General features: G+C 71.5%; 22 protein-coding genes. 14 read left to right on the forward strand and 8 right to left on the reverse strand.

Translation table 11 applies throughout. From position 1 onward, the window contains the following. Positions 1 to 25 precede the first annotated feature (25 nt). Positions 26 to 538 (forward strand): GNAT family N-acetyltransferase, encoded by a 513-nt coding sequence (locus B0I28_RS09155; protein ID WP_106363521.1) that lies wholly within the window; start codon positions 26 to 28, stop codon positions 536 to 538. Here the strand turns inward: B0I28_RS09155 and B0I28_RS09160 are convergent. Further along, positions 535 to 1,683, reverse strand: a complete 1,149-nt coding sequence (locus B0I28_RS09160) for a GyrI-like domain-containing protein (RefSeq protein WP_106363522.1) — start codon at positions 1,681 to 1,683, stop codon at positions 535 to 537. The two genes, B0I28_RS09155 and B0I28_RS09160, sit on opposite strands and share 4 nt — an antisense overlap. A gap of 82 nt (positions 1,684 to 1,765) precedes the next feature. On the opposite strand from B0I28_RS09160, the gene B0I28_RS09165 reads away from it, so the two are divergent. Beyond that, on the forward strand, positions 1,766 to 2,254 hold the full coding sequence (locus tag B0I28_RS09165; RefSeq protein WP_106363523.1) for a hypothetical protein: 489 nt from the start codon (positions 1,766 to 1,768) through the stop codon (positions 2,252 to 2,254). An 11-nt stretch (positions 2,255 to 2,265) separates the two neighbouring features. Continuing rightward, complete coding sequence (locus B0I28_RS09170) at positions 2,266 to 2,787, forward strand: GNAT family N-acetyltransferase (protein ID WP_106363524.1); 522 nt, start codon at positions 2,266 to 2,268, stop codon at positions 2,785 to 2,787. A 35-nt stretch (positions 2,788 to 2,822) separates the two neighbouring features. Here the strand turns inward: B0I28_RS09170 and B0I28_RS09175 are convergent, their stop codons facing one another. The 3 genes from B0I28_RS09175 to B0I28_RS09185 all read right to left on the reverse strand — a co-directional run bounded on the left by B0I28_RS09175 (position 2,823) and on the right by B0I28_RS09185 (position 7,204). Further along, the gene (locus B0I28_RS09175; protein ID WP_106363525.1) at positions 2,823 to 3,917 is read right to left on the reverse strand and encodes a 3-deoxy-7-phosphoheptulonate synthase; all 1,095 of its coding nucleotides are present in this window, start codon (positions 3,915 to 3,917) and stop codon (positions 2,823 to 2,825) included. Between the two features lie 240 nt (positions 3,918 to 4,157). Beyond that, the gene (locus B0I28_RS09180) at positions 4,158 to 5,915 is read right to left on the reverse strand and encodes a glycoside hydrolase family 3 protein (protein ID WP_106363526.1); all 1,758 of its coding nucleotides are present in this window, start codon (positions 5,913 to 5,915) and stop codon (positions 4,158 to 4,160) included. A 14-nt stretch (positions 5,916 to 5,929) separates the two neighbouring features. Beyond that, a complete protein-coding gene (locus B0I28_RS09185; protein ID WP_106363527.1) occupies positions 5,930 to 7,204 on the reverse strand; it encodes an MFS transporter in 1,275 nt (424 codons plus the stop codon). A 171-nt stretch (positions 7,205 to 7,375) separates the two neighbouring features. Between B0I28_RS09185 and B0I28_RS09190 the strand changes: the two genes are divergently transcribed. From B0I28_RS09190 to B0I28_RS09235, 10 genes are all read left to right on the forward strand, one after another. Further along, on the forward strand, positions 7,376 to 8,557 hold the full coding sequence (locus tag B0I28_RS09190) for a TetR/AcrR family transcriptional regulator (RefSeq protein WP_106363528.1): 1,182 nt from the start codon (positions 7,376 to 7,378) through the stop codon (positions 8,555 to 8,557). Between the two features lie 137 nt (positions 8,558 to 8,694). Further along, complete coding sequence (locus tag B0I28_RS09195) at positions 8,695 to 10,215, forward strand: alpha/beta hydrolase (protein ID WP_106363529.1); 1,521 nt, start codon at positions 8,695 to 8,697, stop codon at positions 10,213 to 10,215. A gap of 78 nt (positions 10,216 to 10,293) precedes the next feature. Continuing rightward, positions 10,294 to 11,907 carry an acyl-CoA dehydrogenase family protein gene (locus B0I28_RS09200; protein WP_106363530.1) on the forward strand — a complete coding sequence of 538 codons (1,614 nt, stop codon included), beginning with the start codon at positions 10,294 to 10,296 and terminating at the stop codon, positions 11,905 to 11,907. A gap of 166 nt (positions 11,908 to 12,073) precedes the next feature. Beyond that, positions 12,074 to 12,481 (forward strand): hypothetical protein, encoded by a 408-nt coding sequence (locus tag B0I28_RS27180; RefSeq protein WP_106363531.1) that lies wholly within the window; start codon positions 12,074 to 12,076, stop codon positions 12,479 to 12,481. Next, entirely contained in the window at positions 12,478 to 12,792 is a 315-nt protein-coding gene (locus B0I28_RS09210; RefSeq protein ID WP_106363532.1) for a type VII secretion target, read from the forward strand. The genes B0I28_RS27180 and B0I28_RS09210 overlap by 4 nt, the downstream gene beginning before the upstream one ends. Before the next feature lie 12 nt (positions 12,793 to 12,804). Then, a complete protein-coding gene (locus B0I28_RS09215; RefSeq protein WP_106363533.1) occupies positions 12,805 to 13,518 on the forward strand; it encodes a hypothetical protein in 714 nt (237 codons plus the stop codon). A 5-nt stretch (positions 13,519 to 13,523) separates the two neighbouring features. Next, complete coding sequence (locus tag B0I28_RS09220) at positions 13,524 to 14,327, forward strand: hypothetical protein (protein ID WP_146148028.1); 804 nt, start codon at positions 13,524 to 13,526, stop codon at positions 14,325 to 14,327. A 34-nt stretch (positions 14,328 to 14,361) separates the two neighbouring features. Next, positions 14,362 to 14,934, forward strand: coding sequence for a hypothetical protein (locus tag B0I28_RS09225; protein ID WP_106363535.1), 573 nt, complete (start codon positions 14,362 to 14,364; stop codon positions 14,932 to 14,934). After that, positions 14,931 to 15,458: an SUKH-4 family immunity protein gene (locus B0I28_RS09230; protein ID WP_106363536.1), complete on the forward strand. Its 528-nt coding sequence runs from the start codon at positions 14,931 to 14,933 to the stop codon at positions 15,456 to 15,458. Before B0I28_RS09225 ends, B0I28_RS09230 begins: the two co-directional genes overlap by 4 nt. Before the next feature lie 7 nt (positions 15,459 to 15,465). Next, the gene (locus B0I28_RS09235) at positions 15,466 to 15,936 is read left to right on the forward strand and encodes an SUKH-4 family immunity protein (RefSeq protein ID WP_106363537.1); all 471 of its coding nucleotides are present in this window, start codon (positions 15,466 to 15,468) and stop codon (positions 15,934 to 15,936) included. Between the two features lie 8 nt (positions 15,937 to 15,944). Here B0I28_RS09235 and B0I28_RS09240 read toward each other — a convergent pair whose 3' ends face one another. From B0I28_RS09240 to B0I28_RS09255, 4 genes are all read right to left on the reverse strand, one after another. Beyond that, positions 15,945 to 16,460, reverse strand: coding sequence for a DUF4395 domain-containing protein (locus B0I28_RS09240; RefSeq protein ID WP_106363538.1), 516 nt, complete (start codon positions 16,458 to 16,460; stop codon positions 15,945 to 15,947). Positions 16,461 to 16,562: 102 nt separating this feature from the next. Then, positions 16,563 to 17,108 (reverse strand): DUF2017 domain-containing protein, encoded by a 546-nt coding sequence (locus B0I28_RS09245; RefSeq protein WP_106363539.1) that lies wholly within the window; start codon positions 17,106 to 17,108, stop codon positions 16,563 to 16,565. Next, positions 17,108 to 17,413, reverse strand: coding sequence for an ATP-dependent Clp protease adapter ClpS (clpS, locus tag B0I28_RS27860; RefSeq protein ID WP_342761202.1), 306 nt, complete (start codon positions 17,411 to 17,413; stop codon positions 17,108 to 17,110). Before clpS ends, B0I28_RS09245 begins: the two co-directional genes overlap by 1 nt. Before the next feature lie 5 nt (positions 17,414 to 17,418). Then, the gene (locus tag B0I28_RS09255; RefSeq protein ID WP_106363541.1) at positions 17,419 to 18,030 is read right to left on the reverse strand and encodes a helix-turn-helix domain-containing protein; all 612 of its coding nucleotides are present in this window, start codon (positions 18,028 to 18,030) and stop codon (positions 17,419 to 17,421) included. 104 nt (positions 18,031 to 18,134) lie between these two features. On the opposite strand from B0I28_RS09255, the gene B0I28_RS09260 reads away from it, so the two are divergent. Continuing rightward, entirely contained in the window at positions 18,135 to 18,971 is an 837-nt protein-coding gene (locus B0I28_RS09260) for a DMT family transporter (RefSeq protein WP_106363542.1), read from the forward strand. Positions 18,972 to 18,992: the final 21 nt, after the last annotated feature.

Below are 18,992 nucleotides of genomic sequence, written 5' to 3' on the forward strand. Positions count from 1 at the left end.
CCGGCGACCGCGAGAAAGGGACCGCATGACATTGACCACCTGGTACTTCGAGATGCGCGACCGCGTCGGCCTCAACCCGGCGAAGGCCCCGGCCGAGCCGGTGTCCCTGGTGCGCGCCGAGATCCCGAGCACCGCGTTCAGCCGGTTCCTCTACACGGCCGTCGGCGGCGACTGGAACTGGACGGACCGCCTCGTATGGTCCGAGGCCGAATGGCGCGCCTACTTGGAACGCCCCGGCGTCGAGACCTGGGTCGGCTACGTCCGCGGCACCCCGATCGGCTTCGCCGAACTCGACGGCACCAGCCCGCATGAGGTCGAACTCGCCTACTTCGGCCTGCTCCCCGACTTCATCGGCAGGGGCTTCGGCGGCCACCTCCTCACCGAAGCCATCGCCAAAGCCTGGACGCTCCACACCCGCTGGCCCGCAATCGAATCCCCGCAGCGGGTCTGGGGCCACACCTGTACCGACGACTCCCCCGTGGCCCTCCGCAACTACGAGTCCCGGGGCTTCCGCGTCTACCGGACCGAGGAGTCCTAGACCGGGCGGACCGGTTGGCGCAGCACCGTTTTGAGCTTGGCGGGCTCGGTGCGGCGGGGGTCGTTGAGGTAGATCTCGTGGTGGTCGCCGTTGAAGGCGAGGCCGTTAGCGGGCATGTAGGTGTTGTGGAGGCGGTCGAGGGTGGGGGCCTCGTCGTCGTAGGGGCCGCGGTGGAGGATCTGGACGCTGGCGCCTTCGTGCAGGGTGAGGACGCGGAGCTTCGCGAGGGCCGGGTTGTCCTTCTTCTCGGCGGCCTTGGCGACCGCGGCCCGGACCTGGTCGTCGGTGATCCATTCGGGGAGGCTGATGAGCATCGTCCAGTCCCAGTCCTCCTTGCGGCGCTGCACGAAGGCCGAGAGGTCGTCTGCGCGCCAGAGTCCTTCGAGCGGGCCGACGGTGAAGTCGCGGCCGTCGGCCTTGCTCGCGAACTTGAGGGTGTAGGCGGTGCTGTAGAGGGCTTCGACGGCGTCGCTGTAGGCGGTGTCGGCGTTGGGGTCGCCGTGGCCGTCGACCGCGAGGTAGCGCAGTTCGGGCACCTCGACCACGGCGAAGTGCTTCGCCGAGGGGGCGTAGAGGTCCTTGCGGGCCTGCTTGACGTCGTACTTCTCCATGGCGGTCTCCTGGTCGTAGGTCGTCAACGTGGTGTCGGCCCAGGCGATCTCGGCTTCGAGCATCGCTTCGCTGTAGTCGAAGATCCCGCGGGCGGCGGTGGGGAGCGGCTCCTGCGCGGCGCGGATCGCGCGCAGTTCGGCGAGGCGCCCGCGCAGGGCCGCGCGGCGCTCGGCCAGGCCCGCGGCGACCTCGGCGTCCGGGAGCGCGGCGCTGTTCGCCATCGCCACGAGCACGCGGGCGCGCACCGGCGAGGGCTCCGCGAGCGCTTCGCGGGTGGCGGCGGCGCACTGCTCGCGCCCGGCTTCGGTGGCCGCGAAGGGGACCCGTGACTTCGCCGAGGTGCGCGGCCCGATCGCCTCGATGAGGCCGCGCTTGGCGAGCTTGTCGAGCACGTAGTAGATCGAGGAGAACCCGAGCGCGGTCCAGTTGCGCACCCCGCGCTCCTCGATCACGTGCTCCAGCTCGTAGCCGTGGCGCGGGTGCTCCACGAGCAGGCCGAGGATGGTCAGCTCGGCGTCGGTGAGGGCGTCCATGCCGCTATTCTAGTACTAGAATTCTTGCATCGCGCGTATAGAGTCGCCCTCGTCCATTTCCCTACCCCTGCGAGGAGCACCCGTGTCCGGCAGGACCAAGTTCTACGGCATCATCGCGCTCATCATGGCCCCGTTCATGTTCTACGGCGGCATCACGATGACCACCTCCGACGAGGTGGACTGCGGCGGCCAGACGATGGCCGAAGGCGACATCTGCACCACGTACGACGACGGCAGCTCGACCGACCGCACGATCGAGGAGCAGCGCAGCGACAACAAGGGCACCGGCGTCATCCTGCTCATCGTCGGCGTCGGCATGGCCGCCTTCGGCGTCTTCACCGTCGTCCAGATCGCCCGCGGTCGCCAGAACCCGGCCGTCGCCATGCACCAGCCCCAGCCCGGCCAGTACCCCCAGCAGGCCGCCTACCCCCACCAGCCCGGCCAGTACCCGCCGCCCGGCGCCTACCCGCAGCAGCAGTACCCTCAACCGGGCCAACAGCCCCAGCAGTACCCGCAGCAGCCCGGCCAGTGGCAGCAGCAGCCCCCGCCCGGATACCCGCCCCAGCGCTAGGAGCCGCCCGCATGATCTCGATCAGGCCCGTGCATCTGAGCGACGCCGCCGCCGTCGCGGAGCTGCGGCGCGAGAACCGCGACCACCTGGCGCCGTGGGAGCCGCTGCGGTCGGACGAGCACTTCACGGAGCGCGGCACGGCCGAGGTGATCGCCAATGCGATCGCGGGCGCGGAGATCGGGACCGGGCGGAGTCTCGTCATCCTCGACGACGGCCGGATCACCGGGCAGGTGCAGCTCAACTCGATCATTCTCGGCGCGTTCCAGTCGTGCAGCATCGCGTACTGGGTCGACAAGCGCGCCAACGGGAAAGGCGTCGCCACCGAGGCCGTGCGGCTCGCGAAGGGCGTGGCGTTCGGCGAGCTCGGGCTCCACCGCATCCAGGGCGAGACGCTCGTCCACAACACCGGGTCGCAGAAGGTGCTGGAGCGCAACGGGTTCGTGCGGTACGGGCTCGCGCCCTCGTACCTCAGGATCGCCGGGCGCTGGCAGGACCACGCCCTGTACCAGGTGATCAACCCCGACGCGGAGTGAACGGCGCGCCCGTGCGGGCGCGCCGTCCCGGGCCGTTACGCGCGGCGCTCGCGGCCGGCGCGGACCGCGGCGGCCAGTTCGTTCAGCAGCCGCTCGGTCTCGTCCCAGCCGATGCACGCGTCGGTGACGGACTTGCCGTAGACGAGCGTGTCGAGCGGGGCGGGCTCCTGGCGGCCCGGCTCGATGAAGCTCTCGATCATGACGCCCGCGATGCCCCGCTCCCCCGCGGCGATCCGGTCGCGGACCTCGCGCACGACCTCGGCCTGGCGCACGTGGTCCTTGCCGGAGTTGGCGTGGCTGGCGTCGACCACGAGCGACTCGGTCATGCCGTGCTTGGCGAGGAGCGCCAGCGCGTCGCGCACGTCGGCGGGCCCGTAGTTCGGGCCGCCGCGCCCGCCGCGCAGGATGATGTGGCAGTCGGGGTTGCCGCTGGTGGAGACGATGGAGGCGCGGCCGTCCTCGTCGACGCCGAAGAACGTGTGCTCCCCGGCGGCCGAGCGGCAGCCGTCGATCGCGCCGCCGAGGTCGCCGTCGGTGGAGTTCTTGAAGCCGATGGGCATCGAAAGCCCGGAGGCGAGCTGGCGGTGGACCTGCGACTCGGTCGTGCGGGCGCCGATCGCGCCCCAGGAGACGGCGTCGGCGATGTGCTGCGGGCTCAGCGGCTCCAGGAACTCGCAGCCGACCGGCAGGCCCGTGTCGAGGACGTCGAGGAGGACCTGGCGGGCGAGGCGCAGGCCGGTCGCGATGTCGTGGGTGCCGTTGAGGTGCGGGTCGTTGATGAGGCCCTTCCAGCCGACGGTGGTGCGGGGCTTCTCGAAGTACACGCGCATGACGACGAGCAGGTCGTCCGCGAGCGGGGCCGCGGCGGCGGCGAGGCGCTGCGCGTAGTCGCGGGCGGCGGCCGGGTCGTGGACCGAGCAGGGGCCCACGACGAGGAGGAGCCGGTCGTCGTCGCCGGCGAGGACGTCCTTGACGGCGGCGCGGCTGTCGGCGACGAGGGCGGCGCGGTCGGGTCCCAGCGGCAGCTCGCCGCGGAGGACGGCCGGGGCGACGAGCGGCTGGAAGCCGCGGATGCGCAGGTCGCTGGTCTGCGGGGCGTCGCCGGTGGTGTGTTCGGCAGGCGTGCTCATCGAGCGGAAGTCTCCTCTGGTGTGCAGAGGCGGGTGGAAATCCACTCAGAGCTGCCCGGTGCCGGCCCGCCTCAACGACGAACGGCAGAGACGGATGTCTCTGCCGCGTGGCTCCGGGTGTCCGTGTGGTCAGCGCAAGTGACCGCGGGCTCCACCCGGAGCCTGCGTAAAGCGCTGATACCAGCGGACGGCGGACATGCGGGAACCGTAGCACACGGTCCCCGCATGCCGCGAACTCGACTAGTAAGAGAGGCCGTGGCCGAAGCGGAAACGGGGGTCCTTCGTGTCGAAGGGCACGTCCGGGCGGCTGGCGGCGACGGCTTCGGTGGACGACGGGACGTCGAACGGGAGCCTCCCGCGCGGCCGGTCCTTCCCGGTGAGGACGTCGAGGAGGGCCGCCGCGCCGGTGCCGTAGGTGGCGGTGAGGGCGGCGGCGGTGTCGGCGACGGGGCCGAGGATCGCGGGCCGGTCGAGGAACACGTCCACCACGGTGGGGACGGCGGCGGCGACCTTCGCGAGGTGCGCGAGGGTCTCGTCCGGGAAGTCGAGCGACCCGGCGTGGAAGAAGTTCTCGAACACGGTGCCGCGCTCCTCGAAGGGCGCCTGGAGCCGGATGACGGCGGCGTCGGCCTCCTCGGGGGCGGCGACGACGGTGCCGTACGCGGCGGCGGTCTCGGGGTCGATGCCTTCGACGTACAGCTTGCGGCCCTTGGGGAGCGGGAGGATGCCGTCGTTGGTCAGCAGCGTCACGGAGGCGCGCTGGGCGGCCTCCCCGGCGGCGGTGAACTCCGACGAGCCGACGGTGCGCTCGGCAGCGTCCTCGTCGACGAACGGGCGGTCGAACAGGCCGAGCACGAACTTCTCGCGCAGGAGGCGGCGCGCGGACACGTCGAGGCGGTCCTCGCTCACCTCCCCGGCCTTGACGATGTCGACCAGGAGGTCGGGGATCGCTTCGCCGCCGAACTGGTCGGCGCCCGCGTCGAGGATCTTGATCATCCGCTCGCGCGGGCTCAGGTGCTCGACGCCCCAGGCGCGGGCCGGGAACGGCTGGCCCATGATCTCCGAATCGGAGATGAGGCCCCAGTCGGTGCAGACGATCCCGTCGAAGCCGTACCGCTCGCGCAGGAGCCCGGTGATGACGGACTTGTTGAAGCCGAAGCCGACCTCCTCGTACTCGGTGCCCACGGGCATCCCGTAGTACGGCATGATCTGCGAGACCTTCGCCGCGAACGCGGCCTCGAACGGCTCCAGGTGGGTCTCGAAGCGCCCGCCGGGGTAGACCTGCTCGCGCCCGTACTGGAAGTGCGGGTCCTCGCCGTCCTTCTGCGGGCCGCCGCCGGGGAAGTGCTTCGCCATGGCGGCCACGGACTCCGGGCCGAGCTCGGGGCCCTGGAAGCCGCGGATGTAGGCGGCGCCGAGGCGCGCGACGGTGGCCGGGTCCTCGCCGAAGGTGTTGAGCTGGCGGGCCCAGCGCGAGTCCGTGGCGATGTCGATCTGCGGGTGGAGGGCCACGCGGATGCCGACGGCCGTGTACTCGCGGCGGGCGATGTCGCCGAAGCGCTCCACCAGGCCCTCGTCGCCGAGTGCGCCGAAGCCGAGCATGTCGGGCCACTGCGAGAACGCGCCGGAGGCCAGCGCGGCCAAGGGGTTGTCACTGAAGGCGTGCCGCGGGTCGGTCGAGATGGTGACCGGGATGCCCAGGCGGGTCTTCAGGGCCGCCTCCTGGAGGCGGTTGTGCCAGCGCGCGCCGAGGCGCGCGGAGGGCATGCCGCCGAGGAGGTTGAAGTGGCTCATGAGGAGCCCGTTCACGTACTCCTCGTTGGACGGCCCGCCGAACATCGGGTCGGGTCCGGCCAGCTCGCCGTCCTGGCTGGGGACGATCATGGTGTGGAAGAACAGCCCGGCCTTCTCCTCCAGGGTCATCTGGGAGAGGAGGATCTCGACGCGGTCCTCCACGGGCAGCGCGGCGTCCCGGTAGCGGGTGTCTGGATCGGACATTGCGGTTTCCCTTCCTACTTCACGGCTTTGATGCGGTAGACCAGGACGGCGCCCGCCAGCGCGACGACCGCGCCGAACAGGTACCAGAACGGGTAGCCGCCGAGAGGGGTCGCGCCGCCGACGGCGAGGATCGCGGGGGCGATGGCCGGGGCGATCGACTGCGGCAGGGCGTTCGCGATGTTGAGGACGCCGAGGTCCTTCGCGGTGTCGTCCGGATTGGGCAGGACCTGGGTGGCGAGCGCGAGGTCCACGGAGAAGAACGCGCCGGCGCCGAGGCCGATCACGCCCTGGGCGAGGATCACGACGCCGGTGTTCGGGGCGAACGCGAGGATCGCGAGGCCGAGGGCCATGACGATCCCGGCGAAGGCGACGGGGGCGCGGCGCCTGCCGAGGCGGTCCGAGATGATCCCGCCGATGGGGCTGGACAGGGCCATCATGACCATCGAGGCGATGTTGGCGAGCAGGATCGTCGAGACGGCCTCGGACTCGCTGAGGTGGAAGCTCTCGGTGAGGTAGTACGGCAGGTAGGCGGCGATCCCGGCGTACCCGAACATGACGAGGAACTTGGTGAGCCAGGTCCAGCCGAAGTCGGGGTGCTTGACCGGGTTGAACACGAACGAGCCGAGGAACTGGCCGAAGGTGAGGCGCTGGGCGGGCTTCTCGGTGAGCACGCGGTCCTTGAGGGTCAGCGCGAAGAGCGTGCAGAGGACGGCGGCGAGGGCGGCCGGGACGGTGAAGCGGGCGAAGTCGCCGTCGATGAAGTTCACCAGGAACGAGCCGCCGAGGATGCCCAGCGGGGTGGTGATGCCGACGATCCCGGAGGTCTTGCCGCGGCGCTCGGCCGGGACCTGGTCGGGGAGGGTGGCGTTGGCGGCGGCCATGACGGCGTTCAGGGCGGCCTGGGCGACGCACCAGCCGAGGAGGACGAGCCACACCGACTGGGCGGCGCCGATGAGGGCGAGGGCGAGGAAGCCGGTGGCGACGCCGCCGAGGATCCAGGGGCGGCGCATGCCGAAGCGGGAGGTCGTGCGGTCGGACAGGCGGCCGACGAGGGGGTTGGCGACGAGGGCGAAGAACGCGCCGACGCCGAGGACCAGGCCGAGCGAGGAGGCGGCCTCCCCGGGCGTGGCGGTGAGGTGCTGGACCTTGAAGGCCATGGAGACCATGACCGGGGTCAGGAGCGCGACGTAGAGCCCGAAGTTGGCTCCGGCGAGCGCGAAGGGGTACGAGCGCGGTTCACGGGCGGGAGCGAGGGGCGCTTCGGCGGCCGTAGGTGACATCGTCGTCATCGGGGGACCTTTCTCCAGAGGGGGCGCCATCGCCCCCGCTGACTGGACTGTAGCTCGAATCCTGACCGACTGGTTAGCTTTTTGGCCTCGGAATTTCCTCAAGGACGTATAGGCTTGGCGGCGCGGCGCATCCGTGCCGCTTCCAGGCGGTACCGCCCGAAAGGAGCCCGCGTGCCCGAAGTGCGCCGCTACGCCCCCGGCCTCGCCCGCCGCGAGGAGCTGCTCGACGCGGCCCGCGACCTGTTCGCCGCCGAGGGGTTCGGCGGCGTCTCGCTGCGCGGCATCGCCGCGAAGGCCGGGATCTCGCACGCCTCGCTCCTGCGCTACTTCGCCTCGAAGGACGAGCTGCTCCTGGCGCTGCTCGGGCGCTGGGAGGACGCCAACCAGGACTGGTACGCGGCCCACGCCGACCTGCCGCCGCAGACCGCGGTCCCGGCGCTGGCCCGCCGGAACGCGGAGGTCACCGGGTACGTGGAGCTGTTCGCGGCCCTCACCGGCGACGCGGCCTCGGCGTCCCATCCGGCCCACGAGCACGTGCGGCGCCGCTACGCGCAGCTGCGGACCCTCAGCCACGGCGAGCACACTGTGGACTCGGCGCTCATCGCCGTGTGGGACGGGCTCCAGATCATGTCCCTGTACCTCGACGGCCTCGACGTGCCGACCGAGCTGGAGGCGTACTACGCGCGGCCCGCCGGGCCCGGCGGCGACCTCTCGGCCGAAGCGCCGGACGCGGAGGCGGGCATGGCCGTGCCGGTCCTCGACGGCCCGGAGGCCGAGGAGTCGGGGTACGCGCCGGGGCGCGAGCGGCGCGCGAAGATCCTCGACTCGGCCACCGAGCTGTTCGCCGAGCGCGGGTACTCCTCGACCTCCTTGAGCGACATCGCCTCCCGGGTCGGCTCCTCCAAGTCGACGCTCCTGCACCACTTCGGGTCGAAGGACGCGCTGCTGACCGCGGTGCTCACCCGCCGCGACGAGCGCGTCAACGAGCGCATCCGGGAGCCCTTGGCGCCCAGGGCGTTCCTGCGCGAGGTCGTGGAGGGCGCGCGCGGCGACGCCGCCCGGCCGGGCCTCATCGAGCTGTACACGGTCCTGTCGGGCGAGGCGACCGCGCTCGCGCACCCGGCGCACGGGTACTTCAAGCGGCGCTTCGAATGGGTCGTGGCGCACTTCGCGTCCGTGTTCGCGATGCTGAAGGAGAGCGGGCAGATCGGCGCCCACCGCGACCCGCAACGCGAGGCCGTCTGGTTCGTCGCCCTGTGGGACGGCCTCCAGGTGCAGTGGCTCTACGACCCGGCGTCAGTGGACATCGACGCGGAGCTGAAGTCCCATCTGGAGCGGATGCTGCTGCCGTGAGTGTTGGGACGCAAGGGCTTTGACGGACTAAAGGGATGTCGACTGCGGGCCCCGACAATTCGGTGCGTTCCTTACAATCCTGAGAGGAACCGAGCGAACCACGCTCTCGGACCCCCTCGATCGGAAGGAACTCCGGCTTGAGACCACGCACCCGCATCCTCGCGGCGGCCGCTTCGGCCGCCGCGCTCACGCTCACCCTCCTCGCCGCGTCCCCGCTGGCCGCCAATGCGAACCGCGGCGGCATCGACTGGGGCCCGTGCCCCGAGGTCGACCCGGCCGAACCCGTCGAATGCGCCCACATCAATGTGCCGCTCGACTACGACCGGCCCTGGCGCGGCACCATCGAGATCGGCCTCGCCAAGCGCGAGGCCCTGAACCCCGACGAGAAGATCGGGACCATCCTCATGGACCCGGGCGGGCCGGGCGGCTCCGGCGCCGGGTCCATCATGAACGGCAGCCCGCTCACCGGCGAGGCCGCCGAGCGGTTCGACATCGTCGGCTTCGACCCGCGCGGGATCAACACCAGCACGCAGGTGCTGTGCAGCGAGGACGCGCTCCTCGACGCCGTCGAGGCGCCCTTCCCCACCGACCAGGCCAGCTGGGAGGCCCGCGAGAACGCCAACGCGGCGCTCACCGAGGACTGCCGCGAGCACACCGGCCGCCTGTTCGACCACGTCTCGAACCTGGAGACCGTGGAGGACATGGAGCGCATCCGCCGGGCGCTCGGCGAGGGCAAGCTCAACTACCTCGGCTACTCGTACGGCACCATCATGGGCCAGCAGTACGCCGAGCAGTACCCGCGGAACATCCGCACGATGGTCCTGGACGGCAACATGGACCACAGCCTGGAGTCCACTTGGGACTTCATGCGGACCGAGACCGCGGCCGTCGAGCAGAACTTCACCGAGTTCGCCGCCTGGTGCGAGTCGACCCCCGAGTGCGCGCTCTACGGCGAGGACGTCGAGACCGTCTACGCCGGGATCAAGGACAAGGCGCGGGCCGGAGAGCTGAAGGACCCGTACGAGGGCCTGCCGCTCGACTTCATCACTCTGTCGGAGCTCTACACCTTCACCGCCAACTACCCGCAGGGCTGGCCGACCCTCGCGATCGAGTACGAGGCCATGCGCGACGGCGTCGTGCTGCCCTCCGAGCCCGGGCTGCTCCAGGAGGAGCCCGAGCTGTTCGAGTACCTCTACTACCCCGCCTGGTGCCAGGACTGGGGCTGGGAGATCGAGGACTACGACGAGTTCGAGTCGCTCCTGGGCGACCTTGCCGCGGACTCGCCGAACGTCGAGTGGACGCCGTACAACCAGCACGCGCTCACCTGCATCGGCTCGGACATCGACTACACCAACGAGCGCGACGAGCTCGACATCCCCCGCTCCGCGCCGCCGATCGTCTTCATCGGCAATGAGCACGACCCGGCCACGGTCTACCCGTGGACGCTGGCCGCGGCCGACCAGGCCGACGGGCACCTCATCACGTACGAGGGCTACTTCCACACCGTCTACGGCGGGTTCTCGGCCTGCGTCGACGACGCGGTGAACGCGTACTTCGTCGAACGCGAAAAGCCGGAGCAGGGCCTGAGCTGCCCGAACCTCGACTTCCCGGAGACTTCCGCGCTTTCGGCGCGGCGGTTCCCGGTCGGTCCCTACTAGACGGACGAGCCGCGGCGGCCGGGCCCGGGGCCCGGCCGCCGTACTACCATGTGGGAACCGCCGAGCCTGGAGCGCGCCATGACCGAGACCCACACCGTCGTCAACCAGCCCCCGCCCCTGGTGGGCCGCAACCTCTTCGACGCCAACCGGCCGCTCGTCGAGGCCGCGGCGCGCACGGGCGCGGCCTGGATCGGCGACGACGCGCGGGCGCTCGGCGAGGTCCTCGCCGGCGCTGAAGCGGCCCGCTGGGCCGAGGAGGCGCACCGCTACCCGCCCGTGCTGCGCACCCACGACCGGTACGGCAACCGCGCCGACGAGGTCGACTTCCACCCCTCCTGGCACCGGTTCATGGGCCTGGCCGTCGAGCACGGCGCCCACGCGATGCCCTGGGCCGACACGCGACCGGGCGCGCACGCCGCCCGCGCCGTGATCCTCTCCCTGCTCGCGCAGATCGAACCGGGGCACTGCTGCCCGATTTCGATGACCTATGCGGCCGTCCCGGCCCTGCGCGCCGAACCCGCGCTCGCCGCCGAGTGGGAGCCGCGGATCACTTCGCGCACCTATGATTTCGGGCTGCGGCCCGCCGCCGACAAGGCGGGCGTCCTCGTCGGCATGGCGATGACCGAGAAGCAGGGCGGCTCCGACGTACGCGCGAACACGACGCGGGCGACGCCGACCGCGGACGGCATGTACGCGCTGCGCGGGCACAAGTGGTTCTGCTCGGCGCCGATGAACGACGCGTTCCTGGTCCTCGCCCAGGCGCCCGGCGGGCTCACCTGCTTCCTGCTCCCCCGCGTGCTGCCCGATGGGACGTTGAACGCGATCCGCTTGCAGCGCTTGAAGGACAAGCTCGGCAACAGGTCCAACGCCTCCGCGGAGATCGAACTCCACGACGCCCTCGCGCACCGCGTCGGCGAGGAGGGCCGCGGCGTCTCCGTCATCATCGAGATGGTCAACCACACCCGCCTCGACTGCGTCATCGCCACCGCCGCGGGGATGCGGCAGTCCGCGGCCGAGGCGACCTGGCATGCGGCGCACCGGAGTGCGTTCGGCGCGCGCCTGGTCGACCAGCCGCTCATGACGCAGGTCCTCGCCGACCTCTGCGTCGAGTCGGAGGCCGCCACCGCGGTCATGATGCGCCTCGCGTCGGCCTACGACACCCCCGGCGACGCCGCGTTCCGCCGCCTCGCCACCGCCGTCGCCAAGTACTGGGTGTGCAAGCGCGGCCCCGGCCACGCCGCCGAGGCCCTGGAATGCCTGGGCGGCAACGGATACATCGAGGAGGCGCCGCTCGCGCGCCGCTACCGCGAGCAGCCGCTCCTGTCCATCTGGGAGGGATCGGGCAACGTCATCTGCCTCGACGTGCTCCGCGCCCTCTCGACCTCGCCGCAGTCCGCGGAGGTGTTCCTCGCCGAGGTCGAACCGGCCGCCGCGGCGGACGCCCGCCTCGCCGCCCACCTCGACGGCGTCAAGCGCCTCCTCAGGTCCGGAGCGGACCAGAGCTCCGCCCGGCGCCTCACCGAGGACCTGGGTTTGGCTCTCCAGGCGTCGCTCCTCATCGCCCACGCCCCCGCCGAGGTCGCCGACGCCTTCTGCGCCACCCGCCTCGGCTCGGACCGCGGCCTCGCCTACGGCGCCGTGCCCGTCAAGGCGGCCGGGGACATCGTGTCGAGGCACCTCCCGGAGGTATGAGACCGCGGACCGCGTTTTATCCCCATTTCATGCCAAGCCGCCGATCCGTTCCTCCCCACCAGCCCCAATCGCACTCGCTGATTCCATTGCGCCACGCCCAGTTCCCCACAGATGGTGAGCAAGGCTTATATTTCTGTGTTGGGCCCCCAACCGGATCGGAGCAGCAATGGACAACCCTTACGCGAACATCTCCAGTCCGGACGATGCGCGCGCGGCGCTCGCCAACTGGAAGGAGAAGGCCGACAAGATGGCGGCCGACGCCGTCGCGGCCTCCGAGGCCGTCCAGGAGCTGACCGCGGTCGGCACCGACCGCAACGGGGTCGTGGCCGTCAAGCTGAACTCCTCCGGGGCCGTCATCGGCGTCCAGTTCTCCACCGACATGCAGCGCATGCAGCTGCGCCACGCCGAACGCCAGTTCATGGAGGCGTACCAGGCCGCGGGCCGGAACCTCCTCGAAGCCGCCAAGGCCGCCGTCAACGAGCGCCTCTCCGAGTCCTCCCCCACCGCGCGGGCCCTGGTCGACTCCATCAAGATGCGCTTTCCGGAGCAGCCTGCGGAGGACGAGCAGATATGAGCGACCGCTTCGGCGTCGTCCCCGACGACCTCCGCGCCCACGCGGCCAACATCGACGCCGTGCGCGAGCGCTTCGCCGACGTCCTCTCCGCGATCGACACCATCGCGCAGGACAACGAGGCGTACGGGATCATCTGCCAGTTCCTGCCGCCGATCCTCGCGGGGCGCCAGGACGAGCAGAAGGAGCTCACCACCATGGCCGAGGAGAACCTCCAGCTGCTCGCCGACGCCGTGCGCGCCACCGCCGACGACTACGAGGCCGCCGACGAGGCGGTCGCGGGCGACTACGGCACCATCCAAGCGGAGATCTAGGGGGCGGCTTCCGTGAACGACCTTGTTGCGACCGAGGGCGACGTCCCGGCCCAGCCCGGCGCCGCCTTCGCCGGAGCGGGCATCGTCGAGTCCTATGCGGGGCTCGCGATGGCGATCGACTCCGGCTCCTGGATCGACGCGTCCGTCGCGGGCCTCGGCGTCGCGCTGGAGACCGTCGGCGCCGTCATCGACCCCATCGGCACCCTCGCCTCCGCGGGCGTCGGCTGGCTCATCGAGCACGTCCAGCCCCTCCAGGACGCCCTCGACATGCTCGCGGGCAACCCCACCCTCGTCGAGTCCCACGCCATGACCTGGGACAACGTCGCCAACGCGTGCTTCGAGATGTCCGAGCAGCTCGCGGCCGCGGTCCAGGCCGACCTCACCACCTGGACCGGCGCGGCCTCCACCGCCTACCACGGCATGGGCGACGCGAACGCCGACGTCGTGGCCTGCGTCGGCGGCACCGCCCTCTCCCTCGCCACCGCCACCCGCGGCGCGGGCCAGCTCGTCACCATGGTCCGCGAGTTCGTGCGCGACTTCGTCGCCGAATGCATCGGCTCCCTCATCGCCTGGGCCGCCGAAGTCGCCTTCACCGTCGGCATCGGCGCCGCCTGGGTCATCCCCAAGGCGGTCATGAAGATCACCGAGTGGGTCGGCAAGATCTTCGGCTGGATCACCGGCCTCATCGACTCCATCTCCGCCCTCCGCGACCTCCTGTTCGGGTGATCCCCTTGCGCCGACTCCTCCGCCAAGCCGTCCTCCTCCCGATCCTGTTCGGGCTCATCGGGCTCCACACCCGCCACCACACCAATGTGGACGTCGACGTCGACGTGGACACCAGCCGCCCCCGCACGGACTCCGACTCGGACTCCGACGGCGGCGGCACCCGCCGCCGCAGCCCCCTGGCCGGGCGCGGCCACGCCTCCGACGCCGCCGACACGCGCACCCGGGCGACCGCGGCCCGGCCGAAGCAGCCGGGCGCGCCGGAGGCGCACCCCCACCGGCGCAAGCGCAAGCTGGACGACGGGACCGTCCTGGAGATCCCGAAGAAGGGCACGCCCGAGCGCCCGAAGCAGACCCCCGACTACTCCTCGGGCTTCACCGACGGCCTCGACGCCCCGACGAAGAACGACGACGGCTCGTGGACCATCAACCTGCGCAAGCACGACGACTGGGACCAGGCCGACTTCGACGCGAAGGCCAACCACCTCCAGCAGCTCGGCGAGGGCGGCGAGCTGACCAAGAAGACCGGCGACGGCGACGACCGGGGCAGCACCGTCGACCAGTGGCGCCGCGACAAGGAGTACGAGATCCTCCACACCTCCGAGAACCAGGCGGAGGTCAACCGGCGGCTCCAGGAACTGGACCAGCAGCAGATCGACCACGCGCAGGAGCTCCAGCTCGGCGGCAAGGACGAGAAGGCCAACATGTGGGCCATCGACTCGGTCACCAACCACGGGATGGGCGGGCAGATCAACTCGCAGCTGCGGCAGGTCCCGGACGGGGCGAAGATCAGAATCAACATCGTAGAGTGAAGTCCGGAGCCGCGAACCCTGAAGGAGGCGCAACATGAACCACCGCGACGCGATGGCGCGCAAGATCGGGCTGCTGCGCTCGACCGGGGCGGTCGAGGAGCTCGAACGCCGCTGGGAGGACGCCGACGAGGACCCGCCGTACGCGACCTACGTCGTCGTGGAGATCGCGGAGGGCGCCGAGCCGGAGCGGGAGTGGCCCGGCGGCCTGGGCGACTTCTACCGGCTGACGGCCGCGGCGAGCTTCGGCGGGGTCGACGTCAGGCCCGAGGACCAGATCGCCGCCCAGCGGCCCGTCGACTCGGCCGGCGAGCCGATCGACGACCGGCAGTGGGTGCGGATCGGCGACATCGGCTATGAGGACGCCCTCCTCATGGACGCGGAGTCCGGCGAGGTCATGGTGTACGTCGGCTCGTACTTCAAGTACGGCTGGGACTCACCCGCGGCGCTCACCTGCGCTGACGTCCCCGAGTTCATCGACACGGTGGCGATCGGCCCGCGCCACAAGGAGATCCGCGGCCCAGTGGACCGCCAGCGCGAGCCCTGGTGGGAGACGGACCCCTGGTACCTGTACCTGGTCGAGGCCGGATTCGTCGAGGAGGGGCAGTGACCGACCGCGGCGCGTACGTGCGGGCGTGGGAGCCCGACAACATCATCCGCTTCCCGCGGGACCAGTGGATGCGGGAGTTCGCCGCCCCGGCGGCCGCCTACCCCGACGTGGACTTCCTCCCCGTCGAGATGTCGGCCGTGTACACGGCCTACCTCACCGGCAGGTTCGAGCTCTACGACACGGTCAACCTCGGCGGCGACGGCGCGTTGCAGCTCAAGGTGATCGGCGGCGTCCCCTCCGACCGGGACAACATGCTGTTCTGCTTCGACACCGCCTCCGGGCGCGTCCTGCTCCTCGGGGTCGCGGAGGGCACGCTCGAACTCGTCAACTCCACGTTCAAGGCCCTGACCGAGTTCCTGTACCACTTCGCGCGGTTCGTGGACGCGGACTCCGGCGCCGCCGGGCGCCCCGCGCGGGCCAAGGCCCTGCGCGCCGCCCTGCACGCCGTCGACCCCGCGGCCCTCGCCGACCGGGAGTCCTGGTGGTCGATCGCCCTCATGCAGCTCGAAGGAACCCTGAGGTGAGCGTGCGATGAAGTACCCGCGCGACGCCTGGATCGCGAAGGGGATACCGGCGGCGTCGCTCCCCGACGACCTCGACGTCCCCGAAAGCCTCCCCGAAGTGTTCTCGACCGAGCTGCCCGACGGCCTCAAGGTGTTCGACCAGATCCGGCTCAGCGCCGACGGCACCGACCTCGACGTGCGGTTCATCGTGCTCGGCGCCGTCGGGCCGGGGTCGGGCCTCCTGTACGTGCTCGATCCGGGGACCGCCGAAGTCCTCCAGTTCGACGCCGCGAACACGGCCGTCCGCGGGGTGAACTCGAACTACCGGTGGTTCGTGGAGTTCCTGCGCCGGATCGGCGCGGCCGTCGAGGCGACCGGCGCCCGGGACGCGAGGGCGGTCTTCAACCAGGGCATGCGGTTCACCCTCCGCGCGGTGGACGAGCGGGCGTTCGAGGACGGGGCCTGGTGGCCGAAGGTGTTCAGCACCATCGGCGGTTAGGACCGGCGTCAGACGGCCGCGGCCTTGCGGCGGAGGTTCGCTTCGGTGCGGGCGGTGATGTCGTTGCAGGCTTCGCAGACCGAGGCGGGGATGAGGCCGGCCTTCGTCAGGAGCGCGAACATCTTGCAGCCGAGGCAGAACGCGAAGGCGGATTCGAGGGTCGCGGCCGCGGCGAGGGCGGCGAGGACGATCCAGCCCGCGAGGTCGGCGTCGAAGACGAGGAGCAGGAGCGCCGAGGCCACCGAGAAGGCGACGCCGATGCCCTGCGCGAAGCGCTTGGGCGGGCCCGGGACGGGCTTCGGCTCGACCGGGAGGCGCGGGACGATCACGCGGGTGACGAGCTGGCCGAGGACGCTCAGGGTGGGGCCGGTGGCGACGCGGGCGATGAAGCCCAGGGCGATGACCACGACGAGCCACTCGGCCTGGAAGACCAGGGCGGCGACGCTCATGAGGACGACGCCCGCGGCGACGAGGCGCGCGGCGACCTCGTTCACCGGGTTCGGGAAGCTGAAGAGTCGGCGCATCGGGCGGTCACTCCCTGGATTCGGCTCGGGCATAGGGGGCAGCCTGCGAATCCTACGTCTTCGATAGGTTTAAAGCAATCTTGGTCCGGGATCTGGGACGGCCTACGGCGTCATCGTCTCGACCAGCGTGTCCTGGAGCAGATTGAGCCAGGAGTAGACGATCACCGTGGGCACCCGGTCGTCGTCCTCGGGCAGGTCGAACAGCGCGTCCGCGTCCTCCTCGGTCTCGATGCCGAGCCGCACGGCCAGCGCCAGGCGCAGGTCGTTGAGGGCGCCGAGCCAGTGGCGGCAGTCGTCGGCGTCGAGGCTGAGGACGCCGCCGCCGGGGCCGAGGGCGTCGATGTCGGCGACGAGGGCGCGGGCGTCGGCCCGCTTGCGGGCGAGGAGGTCGTTCTCGGTGAAGCGGCGGAACTCGGCCGAGTACTCGCTGTGGCCGTCGTAGGCGTCGGGGAAGAGCCGGGCCAGGACGGGGTCGGCGGGCGGCCGGCTGGGGCCGGGCTCGAAGATCGCGGCGATCGGGTCGTCGGCGGGCTCGCCGCGGGTGGCGAGGAGGTCGGTGAGCTGGTCGGCGAGGCCGCGGAGGATGCTCGTCTCGGCGTCGCCGAGGCGGATCGCGGCGCCGCCGGGGAACGGTTCGAAGCCCTGCATCACTTGTCCTGCGTCAGGGTGGCCCAGAGGCCGTAGCCGTGCATGGCGTGGACGTCGCGCTCCATCTCCTCGCGGCTGCCGCTGGAGACGGCGGCGCGGCCCTTGTTGTGGACGTCGAGCATGAGCTTCTCGGCCATCGACTCGGTGTAGCCGAAGTAGGTGCGGAAGACGTACGACACGTAGCTCATGAGGTTGACGGGGTCGTTGTGCACGATCGTCGTCCACGGGACGTCGGGCGCGGCGGCCTCGTGCGTCGCCGTGCCGGCCGTCTCGGCCGGGGCCCCGGCGCCGCCGAGTTGCGGCAAGTTGATCACTCCCCAATGCTGCCATCGAGAGCGGCCGGGGCGGAGGCGGGCCCCGGAGGGAGGTGGACGGTCATGAGGAGCGTGCAGGTCCCGGTGCCGGCGCCGAGGTAGGCGTGGGGGACGTCGGCGGGGAACGCGGCGGTCTGGCCCGCGCGGAGAGGGTGCTCGGCGCCGTCGAGGACGAGGGTCATGGCGCCAGTGAGGATGTTGACGGTTTCGTGGACGCCGGCCTGGTGGGGGTGGCTGGGGTAGGCGTCGCCGGGTTCGAGGCGCCAGCGCCAGACCTCGACGGGGGCGGGGCCGGGGGTGGTGAGCATGAGGCGGGCCTCGCCGCCGTGGGCGCCGGTCCAGAGGGGCGCGGTGTCGGCGGCGTCGGCGATGCGCACGCGGTCGGCTTGGGGCCCTTGCATGAGCGCGGAGACGGACAGACCGAGGGTGTCGGCGAGGCGCACGAGGGTGGCGAGGTTGGGGTTCCCTTGGGCCTTTTCGAGGGCGACGAGGGCGCCCTTGCTGACCTGGGCGCGGCGGCCGAGCTCGTCGAGGGAGAGCCCGGCGCGGGTGCGGGCGGTCTTGACGTTGTGCGCGACGGTGCGCAGCGCGGCGTCGGCATCGGCCATGTGGCGTTCCTCGCTCGAATGGTCCGTGCGGTCGGTTTGATGAACCGCCTCGGTCGGTCTAGTATTCGTTCCGGTCGTTTCGATAGTACAACCCGGAGGTCGCCTTGATCGCACTCGTGCTCGCGCTGGGCAGTTCCCTCGCGTACGGCGCCGCCGACTTCCTCGGCGGGCTCGGCGCGCGGAAGGCGCACGTGCTGCGCACGGTGATGGTGGCGGCCCCGGCGAGCCTCGTCGTGGAGCTGGCGCTGTGGCCGCTGCTCGGCGCGACGTTCACCCCGGCGAGCCTGGGGTGGGGCGCGGCTTCGGGCGTCGCGTCGGCAGCGGCGTTCCTGCTGCTGTACCGGACGCTCGCGATCGGGCCGATGAACGTCCTGTCGCCGGTCACCGCGCTCGTCTCGGCAATGCTCCCGGTCGCGGTGGGCCTGGTCCAGGGCGAGCACCTGGGCGCGGCGGGCCTGGCCGGGCTGCCGCTGGCGCTCGCCGCGGTGGTCCTGGTGAGCGCCGGGCCGGGCGCGCGGTCGGCAAGGCCCGCAAGGAAAGCGCTGCTGCTCGCGGTCGGCGCGGGCGCGGCCATCGCGCTGCAACTGGTGTTCCTGCACCAGGCGCCCGCCGACAGCGGGGTCGCGCCGCTCATCGCGGGCCGCGCCGTGGCGTCGGCGCTGACGCTGTCGGCCGCGGCGCTGCTGCACCGGCGACTCGGAGACGAGAAGCCCGCATACGCGCTGTCGGCGACGGCGGGCGCGCTGGACTCGATCGCGAACCTGCTGTTCCTGCTGGCCGCGCGCAGCGGCGACCTCGCGGTGGTGGCGGTGATCGTGGCGCTGTACCCGGCCGGGACGGTCCTGCTCGCACGGCGCGTCCTCGGGGAGCGGTTGCAGCGCAGTCAACTCGCGGGGCTGGGGGTCGCGGCGGTCGCCGTGGGGCTCCTCGCGGTCGCGTGAGGCGCTGTTACGTGAGGGACA

The sequence above is a fragment of the Glycomyces artemisiae genome (assembly GCF_003002955.1).
GTDB classification, from domain to species: domain Bacteria; phylum Actinomycetota; class Actinomycetes; order Mycobacteriales; family Micromonosporaceae; genus Glycomyces; species Glycomyces artemisiae.

Excerpts from the sequence above, each read along its gene's own strand:
- B0I28_RS09155 (WP_106363521.1), top strand. The coding sequence starts at position 26 with ATGACATTGACCACCTGGTACTTCGAGATGCGCGACCGCGTCGGCCTC.
- B0I28_RS09160 (WP_106363522.1), bottom strand. The coding sequence starts at position 1,683 with ATGGACGCCCTCACCGACGCCGAGCTGACCATCCTCGGCCTGCTCGTG.
- B0I28_RS09170 (WP_106363524.1), top strand. The coding sequence starts at position 2,266 with ATGATCTCGATCAGGCCCGTGCATCTGAGCGACGCCGCCGCCGTCGCG.
- B0I28_RS09175 (WP_106363525.1), bottom strand. The coding sequence starts at position 3,917 with ATGAGCACGCCTGCCGAACACACCACCGGCGACGCCCCGCAGACCAGC.
- B0I28_RS09180 (WP_106363526.1), bottom strand. The coding sequence starts at position 5,915 with ATGTCCGATCCAGACACCCGCTACCGGGACGCCGCGCTGCCCGTGGAG.
- B0I28_RS09185 (WP_106363527.1), bottom strand. The coding sequence starts at position 7,204 with ATGACGACGATGTCACCTACGGCCGCCGAAGCGCCCCTCGCTCCCGCC.
- B0I28_RS09200 (WP_106363530.1), top strand. The coding sequence starts at position 10,294 with ATGACCGAGACCCACACCGTCGTCAACCAGCCCCCGCCCCTGGTGGGC.
- B0I28_RS27180 (WP_106363531.1), top strand. The coding sequence starts at position 12,074 with ATGGACAACCCTTACGCGAACATCTCCAGTCCGGACGATGCGCGCGCG.
- B0I28_RS09210 (WP_106363532.1), top strand. The coding sequence starts at position 12,478 with ATGAGCGACCGCTTCGGCGTCGTCCCCGACGACCTCCGCGCCCACGCG.
- B0I28_RS09225 (WP_106363535.1), top strand. The coding sequence starts at position 14,362 with ATGAACCACCGCGACGCGATGGCGCGCAAGATCGGGCTGCTGCGCTCG.
- B0I28_RS09235 (WP_106363537.1), top strand. The coding sequence starts at position 15,466 with ATGAAGTACCCGCGCGACGCCTGGATCGCGAAGGGGATACCGGCGGCG.
- B0I28_RS09240 (WP_106363538.1), bottom strand. The coding sequence starts at position 16,460 with ATGCGCCGACTCTTCAGCTTCCCGAACCCGGTGAACGAGGTCGCCGCG.
- B0I28_RS09245 (WP_106363539.1), bottom strand. The coding sequence starts at position 17,108 with ATGCAGGGCTTCGAACCGTTCCCCGGCGGCGCCGCGATCCGCCTCGGC.
- B0I28_RS09255 (WP_106363541.1), bottom strand. The coding sequence starts at position 18,030 with ATGGCCGATGCCGACGCCGCGCTGCGCACCGTCGCGCACAACGTCAAG.